18 protein-coding genes are annotated in these 19,199 nt (G+C 43.1%); 9 read left to right on the plus strand and 9 right to left on the minus strand.

Annotation, left to right across the window (positions count from 1 at the left end; translation table 11 throughout):
* Positions 1 to 2: 2 nt before the first annotated feature.
* The 5 genes from truB to rimP all read right to left on the minus strand — a co-directional run bounded on the left by truB (position 3) and on the right by rimP (position 5,915).
* Entirely contained in the window at positions 3 to 764 is a 762-nt protein-coding gene (truB, locus tag U5J89_RS07875; protein WP_322575062.1) for a tRNA pseudouridine(55) synthase TruB, read from the minus strand.
* An 8-nt stretch (positions 765 to 772) separates the two neighbouring features.
* Positions 773 to 1,153, minus strand: a complete 381-nt coding sequence (rbfA, locus tag U5J89_RS07880; RefSeq protein WP_322575063.1) for a 30S ribosome-binding factor RbfA — start codon at positions 1,151 to 1,153, stop codon at positions 773 to 775.
* A 24-nt stretch (positions 1,154 to 1,177) separates the two neighbouring features.
* A complete protein-coding gene (infB, locus tag U5J89_RS07885; protein ID WP_322575064.1) occupies positions 1,178 to 4,075 on the minus strand; it encodes a translation initiation factor IF-2 in 2,898 nt (965 codons plus the stop codon).
* 100 nt (positions 4,076 to 4,175) lie between these two features.
* A complete protein-coding gene (gene nusA, locus U5J89_RS07890) occupies positions 4,176 to 5,429 on the minus strand; it encodes a transcription termination factor NusA (protein WP_322575065.1) in 1,254 nt (417 codons plus the stop codon).
* A gap of 24 nt (positions 5,430 to 5,453) precedes the next feature.
* Positions 5,454 to 5,915, minus strand: a complete 462-nt coding sequence (rimP, locus tag U5J89_RS07895; protein ID WP_322575066.1) for a ribosome maturation factor — start codon at positions 5,913 to 5,915, stop codon at positions 5,454 to 5,456.
* A 235-nt stretch (positions 5,916 to 6,150) separates the two neighbouring features.
* Here rimP and U5J89_RS07900 point away from each other — a divergent pair, with 235 nt between their 5' ends.
* Genes U5J89_RS07900 through U5J89_RS07910 form a run of 3 tightly spaced genes read left to right on the plus strand, consistent with a single transcriptional unit; the run spans position 6,151 to position 9,425 of the window.
* A complete protein-coding gene (locus U5J89_RS07900; protein WP_322575067.1) occupies positions 6,151 to 8,688 on the plus strand; it encodes a WD40/YVTN/BNR-like repeat-containing protein in 2,538 nt (845 codons plus the stop codon).
* Complete coding sequence (locus U5J89_RS07905; protein WP_322575068.1) at positions 8,654 to 9,031, plus strand: hypothetical protein; 378 nt, start codon at positions 8,654 to 8,656, stop codon at positions 9,029 to 9,031. Before U5J89_RS07900 ends, U5J89_RS07905 begins: the two co-directional genes overlap by 35 nt.
* Positions 8,970 to 9,425 (plus strand): DUF192 domain-containing protein, encoded by a 456-nt coding sequence (locus U5J89_RS07910; protein WP_322575069.1) that lies wholly within the window; start codon positions 8,970 to 8,972, stop codon positions 9,423 to 9,425. Before U5J89_RS07905 ends, U5J89_RS07910 begins: the two co-directional genes overlap by 62 nt.
* A gap of 56 nt (positions 9,426 to 9,481) precedes the next feature.
* On the opposite strand, the gene fbp is transcribed toward U5J89_RS07910, so the two are convergent.
* The 4 genes from fbp to U5J89_RS07930 all read right to left on the minus strand — a co-directional run bounded on the left by fbp (position 9,482) and on the right by U5J89_RS07930 (position 12,591).
* The gene (gene fbp / locus U5J89_RS07915; RefSeq protein ID WP_322575070.1) at positions 9,482 to 10,513 is read right to left on the minus strand and encodes a class 1 fructose-bisphosphatase; all 1,032 of its coding nucleotides are present in this window, start codon (positions 10,511 to 10,513) and stop codon (positions 9,482 to 9,484) included.
* A 57-nt stretch (positions 10,514 to 10,570) separates the two neighbouring features.
* Positions 10,571 to 11,161, minus strand: coding sequence for a dephospho-CoA kinase (gene coaE, locus U5J89_RS07920; protein WP_322575071.1), 591 nt, complete (start codon positions 11,159 to 11,161; stop codon positions 10,571 to 10,573).
* Positions 11,161 to 12,280, minus strand: a protein-coding gene (gene prfB, locus U5J89_RS07925; protein ID WP_322575131.1) for a peptide chain release factor 2 whose coding sequence is annotated in 2 segments (ribosomal slippage) — positions 11,161 to 12,219 and positions 12,221 to 12,280 — 1,119 coding nt in all. Because the reading frame shifts where the segments join, the coding sequence is not laid out codon by codon here. The genes coaE and prfB overlap by 1 nt, the downstream gene beginning before the upstream one ends.
* A gap of 56 nt (positions 12,281 to 12,336) precedes the next feature.
* Positions 12,337 to 12,591, minus strand: a complete 255-nt coding sequence (locus tag U5J89_RS07930) for a hypothetical protein (RefSeq protein ID WP_322575072.1) — start codon at positions 12,589 to 12,591, stop codon at positions 12,337 to 12,339.
* Positions 12,592 to 12,734: 143 nt separating this feature from the next.
* On the opposite strand from U5J89_RS07930, the gene U5J89_RS07935 reads away from it, so the two are divergent.
* The 6 genes from U5J89_RS07935 to U5J89_RS07960 all read left to right on the plus strand — a co-directional run bounded on the left by U5J89_RS07935 (position 12,735) and on the right by U5J89_RS07960 (position 19,067).
* Positions 12,735 to 13,901 (plus strand): BtaA family protein, encoded by a 1,167-nt coding sequence (locus U5J89_RS07935; RefSeq protein WP_322575073.1) that lies wholly within the window; start codon positions 12,735 to 12,737, stop codon positions 13,899 to 13,901.
* Positions 13,898 to 14,122, plus strand: a complete 225-nt coding sequence (locus tag U5J89_RS07940; protein WP_322575074.1) for a class I SAM-dependent methyltransferase — start codon at positions 13,898 to 13,900, stop codon at positions 14,120 to 14,122. Before U5J89_RS07935 ends, U5J89_RS07940 begins: the two co-directional genes overlap by 4 nt.
* 158 nt (positions 14,123 to 14,280) lie before the next feature.
* Positions 14,281 to 14,535 carry a hypothetical protein gene (locus U5J89_RS07945; protein ID WP_322575075.1) on the plus strand — a complete coding sequence of 85 codons (255 nt, stop codon included), beginning with the start codon at positions 14,281 to 14,283 and terminating at the stop codon, positions 14,533 to 14,535.
* Between the two features lie 120 nt (positions 14,536 to 14,655).
* A complete protein-coding gene (locus U5J89_RS07950) occupies positions 14,656 to 15,213 on the plus strand; it encodes a tetratricopeptide repeat protein (protein ID WP_322575132.1) in 558 nt (185 codons plus the stop codon).
* 66 nt (positions 15,214 to 15,279) lie between these two features.
* A complete protein-coding gene (locus U5J89_RS07955) occupies positions 15,280 to 15,666 on the plus strand; it encodes a VOC family protein (protein WP_322575076.1) in 387 nt (128 codons plus the stop codon).
* Between the two features lie 113 nt (positions 15,667 to 15,779).
* A complete protein-coding gene (locus U5J89_RS07960) occupies positions 15,780 to 19,067 on the plus strand; it encodes a S41 family peptidase (protein WP_322575077.1) in 3,288 nt (1,095 codons plus the stop codon).
* Positions 19,068 to 19,199: the final 132 nt, after the last annotated feature.

Genomic DNA, 19,199 nt, shown 5'->3' on the forward strand with positions numbered 1-19,199 from the left:
AATTAATGCAGATCAATATTTGATGCATAGTTTTTAATCGAAAAAATCTCTTCCATCTTTTCAACCGTTAATGCGTATTCATTCTTATATCTTCCGATAGCTGTTCGCTGCAAGGCGGTTAAGTGTCCAGCTGTATCCAATGAGGTTGCCAAGTCATCAGCAAGAGTTCGAATATAAGTCCCTTTGCTACACTTTATATATAACTCAAGCCGCGGCAAATTACATTCCAATATTCTTGTCTCTTCGATTATTACCTGCCTCGGCTTCCGCTTGACCTCTTTTCCTTTTCGCGCCAGTTTGTAAAGCGGGTCACCTTCATGTTTGAGTGCTGAATACATGGGCGGAATTTGGACTATCAAACCTGAGAATTCCTCACTCAAAACTTGCTCAATTTCATTTCTTGTGATGTGATCAAAAGGAGCTCGTTTTTTCGGTGTTGTTTCTGCATCAAGGCTGGGCGTTGATGAGCCGAAAGTAAGCTCAGCGATATACTCTTTATCTGCTTCCTGAAAAGCTGAAACGGTCCGTGTTCCTTTCCCACAACACAAAATAAGCAGACCTGTAGCCATCGGATCTAGCGTACCGGTATGCCCGATTTTTCGAATATTTGTGCATTTACGTAAAAATTTGACAACCTGGAAACTGCTCCATCTTTTAGGCTTATTAATAAGAAAGGCGGCCCCTTGGTTATAATCAAAATCGGGGTCAGGCAAATTTTGATTGGAAAATATTGGCAGTTCTTCGAGCGGTATCGCTTTTGCCATGAGCAAACCTACTCTTCATCGTCTTCGTTAGTTTGGCGCTGCTTTCGCTCTTTTCGAATTTTCTGGAACAGCTTTTCCATCTTCTCGACATGTTCAGCTGTTTTATCATTGATGAAATGCAATTCAGGAATTCGACGTACCTGGTGACGAATTTTTGATGCCAGCTCTTTGCGGATAGCCGCATTCTGTTCTTCCAGATAAGCAAAAATAGCATCCTCATCTTTACCGGGAGCATACACACTCAGCAATACCTTGGCAATAAGGAGATCAGGAGTAACATCCACTTTTGTGACCGTAATAAAGGAACCGCTTTGTTGGTAACTCTTCTGTATAATTTTACCAAGATCACGCTTTATTATTGCTCCCAGGCGTTCTGTACGAATACTCATAATCCAAAAATTAAGATTAATGCCTTAGCTATCGTCGCTTTTTACATCTTCGAGACTTCGGCGTTCCTCAACAACCTCATAATTCTCGATAACGTCACCAACTTTGATATCATTATAATTCACAATACTGATACCGCATTCGTATCCGCTTTTCACTTCTTTAACATCATCTTTAAAGCGTTTCAGAGCATCGATTTCCCCGTCATAGATCACAACTCCGTCGCGTACTACACGGACCGGATTATTGCGATTTATTTTACCGTCAGTCACATAACATCCAGCAATAGTTCCTACTTTGGAAACTTTGAAGATCTCTCTTACCTCTGCATTACCATAAAGTCGTTCGCTAATTTCGGGTGAGAGCATACCTTCCATTGCATCCTTAACTTCATCAACAGCATCATAAATAACGCTAAAGAGTCGAATATCAATCTCTTCCTCTTCAGCTAATTTACGCGCATTGGAAGTCGGACGCACTTGGAAACCAATAATAATTGCTTCCGAAGCAGATGCAAGCAGTACATCAGATTCGGTAATTGCTCCGGCACCGGTATGAATAATGTTCACAGAAACCTCCTCGTTACTTAGTTTCTGCAGTGCGCCGGAAAGTGCTTCAATCGAGCCATCAACATCGGCCTTGATAATAAGATTGAGATCTTCAATCTCACCCAGTGCAAGGCGACGTGAAAGGTCATCAAGACTCATATGCTTGGACTGACGCAGGTCTTGCTCGCGCTTAATCTGCTGTCGCTGATTAGCAATCTCTTTCGCCTTTTTCTCATTATCGAGGGCCACAAGCTTATCACCAGCCTGTGGAATATCATCAAATCCTGTTAACTGCAGTGGTGTAGAAGGACCTGCAGATTCAATTCGTTCTCCGAGTTCGTTTTCCATCGCACGCACTCTACCAAAGCAAGGCCCCGCTACAAATGGATCACCAATTTCGAGCGTACCATTCTGTACAAGGATATTTGAAACAATACCCTTTCCTTTATCAACCCTAGCCTCAAGAACAACGCCATCAGCATTTCGATTGGGATTAGCTTTCAACTCCATCAATTCGGCCTCAATAAGAACCTTCTCAAGCAGTTCGGGAATTCCATTACCCGTCTCTGCAGAAACTTCTGCAACCTGGTTCGTCCCGCCATACTCTTCGACAATTACATCGTGCTCGGCAAGCTGCTGCTTAATTTTATCGGGATTTGCATCAGGCAAGTCCATCTTGTTGATGGCTACAATAATTGGAACTCCGGCAGCCTTCGCGTGATTAATCGCCTCAATCGTCTGCGGCATCACCGCATCATCGGCTGCAACTACAAGAATTACAATATCCGTAGCCTGCGCACCACGCGAACGCATTGCGGTAAAGGCTTCGTGACCCGGGGTATCAAGGAACGTAATCGGTCGCCCATCATCAGTTGTTACCTCATAAGCACCAACGTGCTGGGTAATACCACCGGCCTCACCTTCAGCAACCTGTGATTTACGAATATAATCAAGCAGAGAAGTTTTACCGTGATCAACATGTCCCATTACCGTAATAATAGGAGCACGCGGTTCAAGATCTTCGGGATCATCCTCTTCTAATTCAATTTCTTCAATAGCATCATCAGCATCAACAAACTCAACTTCATAGCCATATTCTTCAGCAACAAGCTCAATAGTGCTGGCGTCTAATCGCTGGTTGATAGACACCATCATACCGAGGTCCATACAGGTCGTAATCACATCATTGGCTTTTACATCCATTAGTTCAGCCAAATCACTGACTGTAATAAATTCAGTAGCTTCAATGATCTGATCTTCAAGTTCTTCGAGCTCTTGCTGCAGCTGCTCTTCTTCCTCGCGTTCTTCTTTTCGTTGGCGGCGTCGCTTCTGACGCTTACTACCAACTGTTTCAGACGACTGCATTTTCTGCAGCGTCTCTTTCATTTTTTGTTCTACATCTTCTTCATCAACACGGCTTCCACGCTTACGTCGCTTCTTCTTATCTCCCTTCTTTTTACTCTTCTTCTTATCGCGCTTGGCTGATTTACTATTTGATCCTTGCTCCTCTTCTTCCTGACGATCTTTTTTACGCTTACGCTTCTTACGCCGCTTAGGCTTACTTTCATCAATTTTAACCTTTCCAACGACTTTTGTTCCCTTTAATCGACCGGCATGTCCCCGAATTACACCATGCTCTTTTTCTTCATCCTCTTCATCCTCTTCATCCTCATCATCTTCTTCATCCTCATCTTCTATCTCTTCTACTTCTTCATCCTCTTCGGAGTCTTCTTCTTCCTCGTCAGTATCTTCATCTTCGGGCTCCTCTACAGAAGTATCCTCTTCTTCATCCGTTTCTTCAGTAACTTCCTTTTCTTCTTCAGCATCTTCCTTTTCTTTGGCTTCTACCGTTTCCTGAGGTTCTTCAACTTCTTCATCAACTTGATCTTCCTCCTCGGAATCCTCTTCAGCCTCAACCTTCACATCTTCTTCCTCAGTCTCATCTACTTCTTCAACCGGCTCTTCTTCCGATGCTTCAACTTTTTCAGGTTCTTCTTCAACCTCTTCTTCAGGTTCAGGCTGTTCCTCATCTTTTGGCTTGATCCCCTCTATTTCTTCTTCCTCCTGAGGTTCAATTGGTAAGTCCTCATCTTCAAGAGGTTCCAGATAATCTTCAACAGAAACACTTTGATTACGGCTGGCACGAATTTGATTTCGGCGATTCTCATACTCCTCCTTCGCTTTCTCGTGCTCTTTACTTTTTTCTTTATCAACACCATAAACTTCTTCCAGCGCCTCGTACATTTCGGGCGTAATCTTGGAATTTGGTTTATTGTCAATATCAAAGCCCTCATCCGATAACGAATCTACTATAGAGGTGGTAGAGACATTAAATTCAGATGCTACTTTGAATAATCTTCTTGTCTTCTTGGACATATATATTTGTTTCTGAAAAAGTACGTTCGTTATTATCTGTTACACTAATTGGGAACCTTTAGTATAAGGTAAAACAGGATTCTTGGAAATGTAAGTTCAATTATTCTTCATCATCAAATTCATATGCGATAATATCGATGATGCGCTCGGCTTGATCTTCAGTAATTTTACCTTCTGTCCGCCGAACGATTTCTTCTTCATCCAGTTCTAATACTTGTCTTGCCGTATCGCAGCCAATTTCGTGGAGCGTTTCAATCACTTCTGGACCAAAATCGATTTCAAATTCACCAAGATCGATATCGTCCTCCTCTTCCACTTCGCGATAAACATCAATTTCGCAATTGGTGAGTTTTGAAGCCAGGCGTATATTTACACCTCCTTTACCGATAGCTTTTGAAACCTCATCAGCCGGTACTAACACCTTCGCATGTTTGCCGTCATCACTTAATTCGACGCTTAACACTTTTGCAGGCTGTAGTGCTCGCTTAATAAACTCATGCTTGTCATCAGTGTAATTGATGACATCAATATTTTCGTTTTGAAGCTCACGCACAATAGCATGAATACGAACTCCTTTCATTCCTACACATGCCCCAACAGGATCCACGCGCTCATCGTGTGAAATTACGGCTACTTTTGACCGGTCGCCAGGTTCGCGGGCGATACGTTCAAGATCAATAATTCCATCAAAAACCTCGGGAATTTCATTTTCAAACAAACGCTCCAAAAATAGCGGCGAAGTGCGCGAAATAATTACCGATGGATTCCCATGGTGGCGCTTGACTTCTTTTACAACTGCGCGGATGGTGTCACCCTTGTGATAACGATCTTTGTAGATCTGTTCATCTTTGGGAAGAGTAAGTTCTACGCCATTATGATTCACTAGCATTTCATGATTACGAATCTGGTAAACATCTCCCAGAACAATTTCACCAACACGGTCAGAATATTCTTCAAATACATTATCCTTTTCAATTTCGCGGATGCGCTGTGCCAATTGCTGTCGCGCCATCATTACGGCGCGCCGTCCGAAATCGCGTATGTCAAGTTCTTGTGCAAACTCATCATAGAGTTCAAGATCAGGATCGTGCTCCTGGGCCTCTTCCAGTGTAATCTCCTGCACTTCATCCGTAAGCTCCTCTTCCGGCACAACTTCACGAATATGGAGAATCTGGACTTCACCGCGATCAGCATTCAAAATAACTTCAAAAGCTTCATCAGAACCATATTTCTTGCGAATCATGGTTCGAAAAACATCTTCGAGGATAGAAAGAAGAAGATCCTTATCAATATCTTTGTCTTTGGCAATCTCGGCGAAAGATTGAATAATTTGTTTTGAAATATCGTTTGACATCAGTTAGCTCCTGTCTGCTTAAAATTATTTAAATGAAGGAATTATTTTTGTCTCTACCAGGTCGTCAAATAAAATTTTCTTTGTTGACTCATCATCCATTCCAACAACAACATGATCATCGTCAACTCCTTTCAATGTACCTTCAACCTTAGTGTACTCACCGTCGTTTTTAAACTTAAACTTTGCTTTACGTCCCACATTTTTAGGATATTGACGGCGATCTACCAGCGGACGACTTAATCCCGGTGATGAAACATTGATGCGATATGTGCCAGAAAACACATCGTGCGCATCCATCAAAAAACTAAGTTCATTACTTACTTCTGCACATTCATCCATATTTACACCGCGATCTTCGGCATCTATCGACACCCAAATTTCGGGTGTATTCCCGCCTTTGATCTCAACATCAACCAGAAAGAAATCAGTGGTTGATAACACTGATTCTGCAAGTTCTGAAATCTTATTTGTAACTTCGTTTTGCACGATTTTTCTTATTTTTAGGTACAAAAAAAAGTGAGGACCTTTCGGCGCTCACTTTTAAGCAATCAAAGATACCGTTAATACGTCTAAAAAACAACTGTTGCAGTTATATAATACGACCTTCCTTTATGAGGAATATGAATCCGCTATTTTAAATTTTTTTATAAAACTTCTGCACTAGCTTTTCTATAATTATAACGACCAAATAGTACTTATATAACAAATATTCTTATCCACCATGTTAAAATACGCTTTGACAATTCTCGGGGTCTTTTGGGGATTTAGCACATTACAGGCTCAACAAATAGATGTTCCCGCAACTACTTCAGAAGAACGGGCACAATCTATCGAACACCGGCAGGATATGCGCCAGCAATCGATATTTCAGGAGTATCCTGTTCGTAATGTTGGACCGGTTGTAATGAGCGGACGCATCACGGATCTGGCAGTCCAAGAGGATAATCCAAGGAAATTCTATGTAGCTTATGCTTCAGGCGGCATTTTTAAGACCACGAACAGTGGCAACTCCATGGAGCCTATATTCGATCACCAGGGAACACTGACCATTGGAGATATTGCAATATCAGAAGCAGACAAAAATGTTCTATGGGTAGGTACTGGCGAAAATAACAGCAGCCGATCGAGCTACGCAGGTACCGGCGTCTACAAAAGTGATGACGGGGGAGAAACATGGTCATTTGCCGGATTGCGCGGATCGCAACATATAGGTCGAATTATCACACATCCCGAAAACCCCGATATTGCATGGGTTGCCAGTATGGGCCCCCTCTACTCGATGAATGAGTTTCGAGGTGTATATAAAACAACGGATGGCGGCCAAACATGGGACAAAACGCTAAGCCCTGCCGACAGTACCGGTGTTATTGACCTGGTGCGCCACCCCGAAAATCCCAATAAACTATGGGCCACAACTTGGGAGCGCTACCGGCAGGCGTGGAACTTTAAAGAATCCGGTGAAGGATCAGCCATTTATGTATCCAATGATGGAGGAGAAACATGGGAGAAATCCATGGAAGGCTTTCCCGATAAGAAGTTTACGGGACGTATTGGTATTGATGTAAGCAAAAGCAATCCCGATATCATGTATGCCTTCCTGGACAATCAGAAAGAAAGCAAGACCAAAAAAGAGTTGGATGAGGACAAACTTACACAGGCAGACTTTGTCGACATGAGTCGAGACAAATTTCTGGCACTTGAGAACGAAAAACTGAATAACTTTTTGCGCAGTAATGATTTTCAAAAGAAATACACTGCTGAAAAAATTAAAGCCGATGTTCGCGAAGGAAAGTACAATCCAAAAGCTCTGGCCGACTATCTCGGCGATGCCAACGAGGCACTGTTTAAAACCAGCATTACCGGGGCCGAGGTTTACCGTTCGGAAAACGGCGGAAAAAGCTGGGAAAAGGTTAACAGTTACGACTTGGAAAACCTGATATACACCTATGGCTATTATTTCGGCGAAGTGCGCGTCTCTCCCAGCGATCCCAACACCCTCTATATAATGGGCGTACCGATGCTTAAGTCTACCGATGGCGGTAAAACTTGGAAAGCCATTGCCGAAAATCAGGATGTCCACGTTGACCACCATGCCATGTGGATCGACCCCACCGATTCTGATCACCTGTTACTTGGAAATGACGGTGGCCTGTACGAAAGCCATGACGGGGGGAGCAATTTTATCCATCATAACGTAGCCCCCGTTGGGCAGTTTTATACCGTAGCAGTGGATATGGAAAAGCCGTACAATATATATGGAGGTCTTCAGGATAACGGCGTCTTTACCGGCTCCTCCAAAGGATCGCCCAATGACGGAGAGCACTGGGAGCGAATCTTTGGCGGTGACGGCATGCATGTAGCAGTCCATCCCGAAAACAGCGATATCATCTATACTGGTTTCCAGTTTGGCAATTATTTTCGCATCGACCAATCAAAAAGCGATTACAGCAAGATTACCCCAAAACATGATATCGGTGAAGCTCCCTACCGCTTCAACTGGAATACACCGGTGGAAATGAGTAATCACAATCCGGAGATTCTCTACTTCGGATCCCAGAAGATTAATCGCACCATGGACGGCGGCGAAACCTGGACCACAATCAGCCCCGACCTAACCAAAGACCTGCCCAACGGCAATGTGCCTTACTCTACGCTCACAACAATCTCAGAATCCCCCAAAGACTTCAGCGTGATTTGGGCCGGTACCGACGACGGCAACATCCAGGTAACCCGGGACGGCGGCAAAACCTGGAATTTGGTTTCCGAAAATCTGCCGGAGCGCCGCTGGGTCAGTGAAGTGCAGGCCTCACCACACGATCCGGCCACGGCCTACGCTTCGCTGAATGGGTATCGGTATGATGAATTCAAGACCTACGTCTACAAAACCACCAATTATGGGGAGACCTGGACCTCAGTTAAAGGCAACCTTCCTGAAGATGTGGCCAATGTTATCGCTCAGGATCCGGCAAATCCCGATATCCTGTACGCCGGATTTGATCATGGAACGTATGCCAGCTTTGATGACGGTAATGAATGGTTCCTAATCAACGGAATACCAAACGTTGCTTCCTATGATATGGTGGTACATCCCCGTGACCATGAGTTGGTCGTTGGCACCCACGGACGCAGCGTTTACGTCATGGATATTAAGCCATTGCATGATGTGGCTAAAAACAGGGATCAAACAATATTAGCCCTGGCAACCGACGACGTCCGTAATTCTGATGAACTGGGGACAACGTCCGGCACCCTACCGTGAGATTAATGAACCCAGCGTGGAATGGATGTACTGGATCGGTGATGAGAACATTGACGATCAGGAACTCACTATTACGGTAAAAGATAAAGATGGCAAAGTCGTTAAAGAACTAACAGATAAAGCTACTTATGGCTTTAATACTTTTAACTGGAATCTGCTTGTCGAGGAGAATCAAGAGGAAAAAATACGCACCTACTTGAGTCCCGGCAGTTACTCAATAACTTATAAAATCAATGGATCAACTGATGAAACTACCTTCAACGTTACTTCTCGTGATAATAATGGCGATTCTGAGCAGCGCGTGTTCTCAAGCCCAGAAGGAATCGAATACGAAGAATACTGAGGAACAGTCCGGACGTCAGCTTACTTATGAGCGATCGGTATCCTTTTTAGATACCGATGAAGACACGCTGACTACCATTGACGTTGCAATAGCAGATAACAACAAAGAACGCAATCAAGGATTAATGGATGTGCGAGAATTGCCATCCGACAAAGGAATGCTGTTTATTTTTGATGAAAACCAACCCCGCAGCTTCTGGATGGCCAACACTCCTCTCTCTCTGGATATTATGTTTGTTAATGAAAATTATGAAATTGTACGCATCCACCATAGTGCCCAGCCCTTTTCCGAAAAAAGTTTTAAATCAGAGGAGCCGGCAAAATACGTTATAGAAACCAATGGCGGATTTGCTGTTTCTCATGACATCCAAGAAGGGGCAAAAGTAAGCTTCTAAAAATTAACCCAACCGTTAATACCGGATCATATAATTTCAAAATCCAGTACAGCGGCTTATGCCTCAATCGTTTCTTGCTTGTACTCTTCAAGAAACTCTTTCACCTTCATTACATTCTCTTTTGATCCAATGAAAATAGGCGTTCTCTGATGGATACTTTCAGGCTCAATTTCTAAAATACGCCCTTCCCCATCAATCGCCATTCCGCCCGCCTGCTCTATCACAAAGCTTAGCGGATTGCATTCATACATCAGCCGAAGCTTTCCATTTGGGTATTGACTGCTATTGGGATAGATAAAAATGCCACCTGTGATAAGCGTACGATGCACATCGGCCACCATTGAACCGATATACCGCGCCTTGTAAGGCCTGCTGGTATCGGGGTCTTCAACTTGGCAATACTTTACATATTGCTTGAGTCCTTCATCCCAGGATTGATAACTACCCTCATTCACACTGTAAATGGTACCATGATCAGGTATTTTAACATCGTCATCCGAAAGAATAAATTCACCTATACTTGGATCAAGGGTAAATACCGAAACTCCCAATCCTGTTGTATATGTCATCAACGTACTTGAGCCATATAATACATATCCGGCGGCAACCTGTTCTACCCCCGACTGCAAGGCATCCTTTTTACTGAGCTTATCGGTAGCAGAGCTCTTCCGCATATAAATAGAAAAGATACTTCCAATCGAAACATTCAGATCAATATTAGAAGAGCCATCCAGCGGATCGAGATACACAATATATTTTCCACCATCATTATCCAACTCAACAATGCCATCATTTTCTTCTGAAATAACCATACACGTTATTTCAGATCTATTTAAGGCTGATATAAGCTGCTTATCAGCAAAAAGATCCAGTTTTTTTACTGATTCACCATGTACATTGGTCGTTCCGTCTTCGCCGAGAATATTGGTGATACCTGCCTTATTTACCTCTCTTGATATTATTTTTGCGGCCAATCCAATATCGCGAAGTAACTGAGAGAGTTCTCCCGTAGCACCGGGAAATTTATTCTGTCCCTGAATAATATATTCTTCCAGCGTTATAACGCGATTTGTTTTCCGATCTACCATAGCTTCCCTCTGTGAATAACCAATTTTATATGATTGAAATTCTTGTTCATTATCTTATTAGTTTAAAAAATTCTGGTATATAATTTCGGCTTTCTTTTCCAGTTCCTCAAGTGTTCCATTGTTACGGATAACATAATCGGCGCGGTCAGTCGCTTTTTCAAAGTTGCGCTGTTTTTCAATTCGCCCTCTTATTTCCACCTCAGAGCTGTTATCCCGCTGTTTTACCCGCTTAATTCTATGGTCTTCGTCAGCCAATACCAGTACAATATAGTCCAGCGAACCGGGCTCCAAGTTTTCCAGTAATAAAGCGGCTTCATAGACAAATATATCGTATCCCTGTGCTTCAGCTTCCTCTATCTTTTGGGATGCAGCCGCAGGCAATTTCGGATGAACGATAGCATTCAATTCTTTAACACGCCCTTTTTCAAACGCTTCTTTTGCCAAATGCTTTGTATTTAGTTCCCCATCGTCCAAAAATGATTCTGATCCAAAATGATCAACAAGTTGCTGTTTAACCTCGGCATTAGTTACCATCACCTGCTTGGCAAGATCATCGGCATTTAAGACATAAGCGCCCTTTTTAGCCCAAACATTACACACCGTGGACTTGCCACTGCCAATACCTCCGGTAATGCCTACAGTAATCATTATTCCGTTTTATCTGATGAAGATATCGAAAGCAGATACTCATTAATAAACTCATCGAGCTCGCCATCCATGACTGCATCGGTGTTAGAAGTTTCGTAATCCGTACGATGATCTTTCACCATATTATAGGGATGAAATACATACGAACGTATTTGTGATCCCCACTCAATATCCTTCTTCGAATCTTCGAGCTTCTGCTTGTTACGCTCTTTGATCTGCTTTTCCAACTCGTAAATTTTTGACTTAAGCAGCGTCATTGCCTTTTCACGGTTTTGTTTCTGGGAACGTTCCTGCTGACACTCCGATACAACCCGCTGCTCGGTACCATCGGATAGCTCTCCTTCCCAAATAAGTCGAACTGCGGTTTCTGTTTTATTCACATGCTGTCCACCCGCGCCGCTGGCACGAAAGCGCTGCAGCTCAACTTTGCTTTCATCAATATCAACCTCAATGGTATCATCCACTACAGGTGATACAAATACTGAGCAGAATGAGGTATGTCGACGCGAATTGCTATCAAAGGGAGAAATACGTACCAACCGGTGAACACCGCTTTCGGCTTTCAAAAATCCGTAAGCGAACTCTCCCTCAACCTGTATCGTTGCACTTTTCAATCCAGCAACATCGCCCTCCTGATACTCCATTACTGAAATATCGTAATCGTGCTTCTTTGCCCACCGGGTATACATGCGATACAACATTTCGGCCCAATCCTGGCTCTCGGTACCGCCGGCCCCCGGGTTAAACGTAAGAATAGCATCACGATGGTCATCTTCGCCACGCAACATATTTCGCAGCTCAAGATCTTCAACTCCTTTCTCAAGTTTTTTGATCTCCTGTTGCAACTCATCTCCTACCTCTTCACCTTCATCCAAAAATTCCTGATAGACTTTAATGCTTTCGCGCAGTTCATCCAGACGATCCCAGCTTTTGACCATATTCTTTTCGTGATCCAGCTTTTTCATAATTCGACGGGCCTCGTCGGGATCATTCCAGAAATTGGGATCCTGCGTCTGCTCTTGTAGCTCGATGATATTTACCTTACGCTGATCATAGTCAAAGATACCCCCTGAGCGCATCCACGCGCTCAAATAATTCAGCAAGTTGTTCCGAATTGATCGTCGTAGTACTCACAATAATCCTTCTTTGTGTTCAAATTTAAAATTTTACTACCTTTACTTTCGTCCCAGTTTGCCCAGGAGATACCCTAAAGCAATACCACCTACAAAACCTATAAGCACGCCCTCTTCGGGATGAGAACGAACATAACGCCGTGCTTCGCGATAATCTCTGTTTATTTCGTCCTCGAGTTCGGCTCGTTCTTTCTTCAACCGATTAATCAGCTTTTCATAACCTTTAATTTTTTCGCGTTTTTTCTCTTCGGTTTTTGCTTCACTCTTCTCTTCTGATTTATTCTTGTTATCAGCCATAGTTGTAATTCTTTATTTTAGGGTTACTCAAAGATACAAATTCTGCACCGAATCACATTTTTAAATTATATTTTTTTACTATCTAAAACTCCAATAGAGGATTCATATTATTTACATATGCAAACGTTAGTTTTATTCCGTCCATGAAATTAATATCCGACATTGTACAACAGATACAGCGTCGTATCTTTGATACGATCACCTCGGGCAACCTGGTATATAATACCTGCTGGGAAGACCCGCGGATCGATCGAAAACTCCTAAACTTGGACTCCAGCAGTAATGTTTTAATGCTTACCAGCGCCGGTGATAACGCACTTGATTATCTGCTTGATGATGTTCAACATATTCAATGTGTAGATATTAATCCCGCCCAAAATGCCTTGCTGGAACTTAAAAAAGCTATTTTTAAAAATGGCAACTATACCATCTTGTGGGACTTTTTTGGAGAAGGACGAAAATCCGGAGCCGAAATCATCTATCATCAGCAATTACGAACATTATTACCAAAGCCAGCCCAGCAATTCTGGGATAGAAACATCCACAATTTTAGTCCCAGATCGACAAATGACAGCTTCTACTTTAGCGGTACTTCCGGAAAGATCGCGCGTACTGTTTTTAACCAGATTCAACGAAAAGAATTAATGTCAGCTGTCGAAAATCTTTTATCCGCCAAAAATTTGGAAGAACAAGCATATTATTTCCATGAAATTGAACCCCAGCTCTGGAACCCCTTTTCGGAATGGCTAATTCGGCGTCACGCTACCATGACAATGCTTGGCGTTCCGGCCAGTCAACGCAAGATGATTGAACAGCAGTACGAAGACGGACTACTGGAATTTATTCGTCAATCTTTGCAACAGGTGTTCACAAAGTTACCAATCGGAGATAATTACTTTTGGCGCGTTTATCTCACGGGACACTATACTCCTGATTGCTGCCCCAACTATCTGCTTGAAAAAAACTTCCGGATTTTACGAAACCGGATTCATCGGATTGAAACCCAAACCTCCTCCCTGTTGAAAGCCCTACAACAAAGTGACACAACCTATTCGCATTTTGTATTATTGGATCATCAGGACTGGATGGCATTTACGCAACCTGATCAACTTGCCAAACAATGGAGACAAATATTGGACCATGCCCAAAGTGGTGCTCGCATATTATTTCGATCAGCCATGCCCGAGCCCAATTTCCTGCCGGAGTTTGTCTTTGATAACATTAGTTTTCATCCTGAATTAACAGAACCCTTGCACAAAAAAGATCGCGTTGGGACCTACGAATCTACACATCTTGCCACCGTATTATGAACAACCTATCAGAAATTCCAGTTGCCGAGGAACACGTGAAAAATGTAGCGCAATATTATCAGCTCCATGCCCCTATTTATGACGCCACCCGATGGAGTTTCTTATTCGGACGAACGAAACTAATCAAACAAATTCCCGCCTTACCGGCCAATGCCCAAATTTTAGAAGTAGGATGTGGCACAGGCAAAAATCTAATTCAGCTAAAAAAGCAGATTTCCTGAGGCACACATTACCGGCATTGACGTTTCTCCTGATATGCTCGAAAAAGCCCGGAAAAAAATCACGGATCCTTCTATAAACCTTACAAGAAATTCGTTATGGTGCTGGCAATCTAAATAAAAATAACTACGACCTGATCTTACTCTCCTACTCGCTTACCATGATGGCAGCAGGATATCCACAAATAATAACAAGACTAAAAAATGATCTCAGGGCAAACGGATATCTTGCCGTAGTCGATTTCTATACTTCTCCCTTTTCTTGGTTCAGAAAATGGATGGGAATGAATCATGTGGATTTTACCGGTGATTTGTATCCCTTTTTAGAAAAGAATTTTAAATCCATACAAACAAATTTCCAGAACGCCTATCTCGGACTTTGGAACTATTTCCAGTTTATAGGGACACCAAATTAGGTTCTTTTTAGAAATGAGTTCATCTGCAGCTTTTCTTATTTTATGCAACTATGAAAAAAATTGAACAACAGATCACGCAAATAAAAGAAGAGCTGGATAAATTCGCCCAATGATGGCGACCTGCTCAACGAATTGGGCATTGGATATCACATGCTCGGAGATTATGATCAAGCCATTGAATACTATCAACAGGCACTCAATCAACAACCCAAAGCTGCCAAGATCCATTTTAACCTAGCCAATACCTTTTATGAAAAAAAGGATATTGAAAAGGCTATCAATCACTACATGAATGCACTGGATATAAAGCCCGATTATGTGCCGGCCTTAAATAATCTGGCTGACATTTATGAGTTGGCTAATGAAGATGAAAAAGCGAGAGAATTATTTGAGCACATCACTGAGATAAATCCCGAAGATCCCATGGGATATTTCAATTTAGGTAACCATCATCTGCGAAACAATGATAGCCTGGAAGCGGGACGCTGCTACAAAAAAGCGATAGAATTGGAACCCGAATTTCACGAGGCCTATAATAATATCGGCTTTTTGTTGAAACACCTGGAACAATACGAAGAGGCCATTTCTTATTTTGAGCAGTGTCTTGAAATCAAACCCGATTATGAGCCGGCAAAGAAAGATTTAGAAGCCTGCAAAAAAGCATTGCAAAACTCCTGAACAGCAACATTTACACTTGCCTATGTCGCAATAGTTACATCATTTTAATCAACCTAAGAGGTTACTATGAAAAAAGTTATAGGCATTGGCGGAATATTTTTCAAAGCTGAAAATCCCAAAGAATTAGCCTCTTGGTACAAAACACATCTTCATATCCCAATCGACGAAAGTTACGGCGGATATACGTTTAATTGGAACAGTAACTCCGAACGCCCTTCAAAAGGATATACCATCTGGAGTCCATTCGATAATGATACTGAATACCTTGAGCCCAGCAAGAAAAACTTTATGTTCAACTTTATTGTGGATGATCTAAAGGCGCTGGTCGAGATATTAAAGTCTGAAGGGATTAACCTGATTGGAGATGTCGAAGATACCGAATTTGGGCTGTTTGCCTGGATTATGGATCCAGAAGGAAACAAAGTTGAACTTTGGGAGCCTGCTGAAGAATAACACTTCTTAGAATCACTCAGTTTATTTACTCTTCAAAAGCTTACGGCAACATTGAAATTTTGCTTGTTTGTTAATTAGTTGTTGCAAATCCTTTTTCCAAACCCTACCATCTTATGAAAAAAATAGCCACTACTTTTCTTTGGATTATCACTGTCTTGTTAATACTCACGCCAGTCAGGGATATTTTTGCACAGGATGACGGTACCCGGCTCCTGCGGGAACCTACTGTAAGCGAAAATCACATCGTCTTTGTTTATGCCAATGACTTATGGATAACCGATCGCGATGGCGGCGAAGCACGTAGACTTACCAGCGGAAAAGGCGGTGAAACGCATCCCCACTTTTCGCCTGATGGATCCAAAATTGCCTTTACAGCCCAGTACGACGGTAACACAGATGTTTATGTGGTGTCAGCAGAAGGTGGTCAAGCTAAACGATTAACCTGGCATCCCGGTGATGACAAGGTAACTGGTTGGACGCCCAATGGGGAAAAAGTACTTTTTATTTCCGGAAGAAAAGGACATCCTACACAAGAGACTACGTTCTACACCGTAAGTCTTGAAGGCGAACTACCCCAGAAACACAAGATTCCCCGGGCTGCATCCGGAGCGTTTTCCAGTGATGGCACCCACATTGCGTATCAGCCTGTCAGTCTTTCGGATAGTGAATGGCGGAACTATCGCGGTGGTCAAGCAAAACCGATATGGGTAGTGAATCTCGAGACCAATGATCTGCAAAGAACACCACGCGCTAACAAAGAACGACACATAAATCCTATATGGTTGAATGATAAAGTCTATTTTCTGTCGGAGCGAGATTATACGATGAACATCTGGTCGTACGACCCTGCAACCGGTAACAGTGAGCAGCAGACTTTTCACTCCCAGTTTGATGTAAAAAATCTCGATTCGGGCGGTAGAGCTATCGTCTACGAACAAGGAGGTTATATTTATGAACTGGATCCAGCTACCGGCAATCACAAACAAATCGATATTCATGTCAAGGGTGATATGACGCAAGCTCGACCCCGTTGGGAAGATGTCCAGCCCACACAACTTGACAATGCATCGCTTTCTCCAACCGGTGAGAGAGCACTGTTTCAGCATCGCGGAGAAGTGATTTCAGTACCTAAAGAAAAGGGAAGCTGGCGCAATCTTACCCAAAGTTCAGGGGTTGCTAATCGATATCCTGCCTGGTCTCCCGATGGACAAAAAATTGCTTGGTTTTCCGATAAAAGCGGAGAGTACCAGCTCTATATTTCTGATCAAAAAGGACTTGAAGAACCCCGTAAAATCGACCTGCCCGAGCCAACATTTTTCTATGAACCAAAATGGTCTCCCAACGGCAAATATATTGCTTACACCGATACCCACTTCCGACTTTGGTACGTGAATACCCAAACGGGCAACGCTACACATATTGATACCGATGGTTACGCGCATCCTAACCGCACGATGCATCCCAATTGGTCACCGGATAGCAAATGGATAGCCTACTCCAAACGGTTACAAAGCCAATATCACGTTATTAAAATATACAACGTAGAAACTGGCAAAAGCTATCAAATTACCGACGGTATGGCCGATTCAATCGATCCTGTGTGGGATAAAAACGGAAAATATATCTATTTCCTATCCAGTACCGACTTTGGACTCAATACCGGATGGCTGGATATGAGTTCGTATGATATGTCGACCACAAGAGGACTTTATATGGTAATGCTGGATGACAATACGAAATCTCCATTCTTGCCCGAAAGCGATGAAGAACCCGTCCAGGAAAACGAGGAAAATAAGAATGGGGATTCTGATGCAGGAGATGATGACTCGAATGTAACAATAGATCCGGAGGGAATTAAAGATCGAATCGTAGCCGCTGATATTCCTCAGAAAAATTATACCGGCTTAATTAAAGGGCCTGAAGATCATGTCTTTTATGAAGAAAATGTGCCCGATCAGCCTGGAACTACCTTACACCGATACAATGTTAAGGAGAGAAAATCTGAATCATTCCTCTCTCCCATTCAGAGAGCCACCGTTTCGCAAGATCGCAAGAATCTCCTGTATCGGAGTGGAGAAACCTGGGGCATAGTGTCTACTGTAGGTGGACCACAAAAGCCGGGTGATGGCAAAATTGATGTCAGTGGTATCCGCATTCGCGTTGAACCCGAAAAAGAATGGCAGCAAATCTTCCGCGAAGGATGGCGTTTTCAGCGTGATTTTCTTTATGTGGATAACATACACGGTGCCCCCTGGCAAAAAATATATGATTGGTACAGCCCATGGGTCGACCATATTCATCACCGTTCAGACTTGAGTTATTTAATCGACATTCTTGGCGGAGAAGTTTCGGTAGGTCACTCATTCAACTTTGGCGGAGACTACCCCGAAGTTGATAATGTTTCTATCGGGCTTCTGGGAGCTGATCTTGAACAAGCAAATGGACGGTATCGCATCAAAAAAATATATACCGACGAGAACTGGAACCCAGATCTACATGCTCCACTGGCACAACCGGGTATTGATGTTCAGGAAGGAGATTACATTCTTGCTGTTAATGGGCAAGAACTGCAAGCGCCCACAAATCCGTTTAGTCTCTTAGAGGGCACCGCCGACCGCAATACCATCTTGACAGTCAACGATGAGCCCACGATGGAAGGAGCACAAGAGGTTTCCGTCAAGCCTATTGCCAATGAAAGAGAGCTCAGGACCCGCAATTGGGTTGAAAGTAACCGTCGTAAGGTTGATAAGATGTCAGACGGTAGGCTTGCTTACGTCTGGCTACCGAATACAGCACAAGCCGGATACAATGCCTTTAACCGCTACTACTTTGCCCAACAGCACAAAGATGGAATCGTCGTTGATGAGCGAAATAATGGCGGCGGTTCAGCGGCTGATTACATGATAGATGTGATGGATCGCGAACTGTTGGGATATTTTAATAGTAAAACCGGAGACAAATTTCCGCCTTTTACAACACCAATGGCCGGTCTCTGGGGACCCAAGGTAATGGTCATCAATGAAAGTGCCGGTTCCGGCGGCGATCTCTTACCCTATATGTTTCGAGAGAAAGAAATCGGTCCATTGATTGGTACTCGTACCTGGGGCGGACTTGTAGGCATCTGGGATACCCCGCAATTCATTGATGGCGGGGGCATGACCGCTCCACGCGGCGGCTTCTTTAACACTGACGGTGAATGGGATGTCGAGGGCGAAGGCGTCAGCCCTGATATTCAGGTTATACAGCGACCGAGCAGCATAATTGAGGGTAATGATCCGCAACTTCAACGCGCCGTCAAGGAGGCTCTTAATCTGCTTGAAACCCAAAACGTGGAGTTAGAAGAAGAACCCGAACCACCCGTGTTATGGAAACGCGCTGAGGAAACCGAAGGATGGAATTAATACTAATAAAATCACTGTGAAATTAAAGCCCGGCACATAGCCGGGCTTTTCTATTTAATTTCGACCAATCAGTAAACTCAATAGGCATTAGCACCCAAAATTTTCTACCTTAACCTTACATCATTATGAAGT

The organism is Fodinibius sp. (assembly GCF_034521915.1).
Classification (GTDB): Bacteria; Bacteroidota; Rhodothermia; order Balneolales; family Balneolaceae; genus Fodinibius.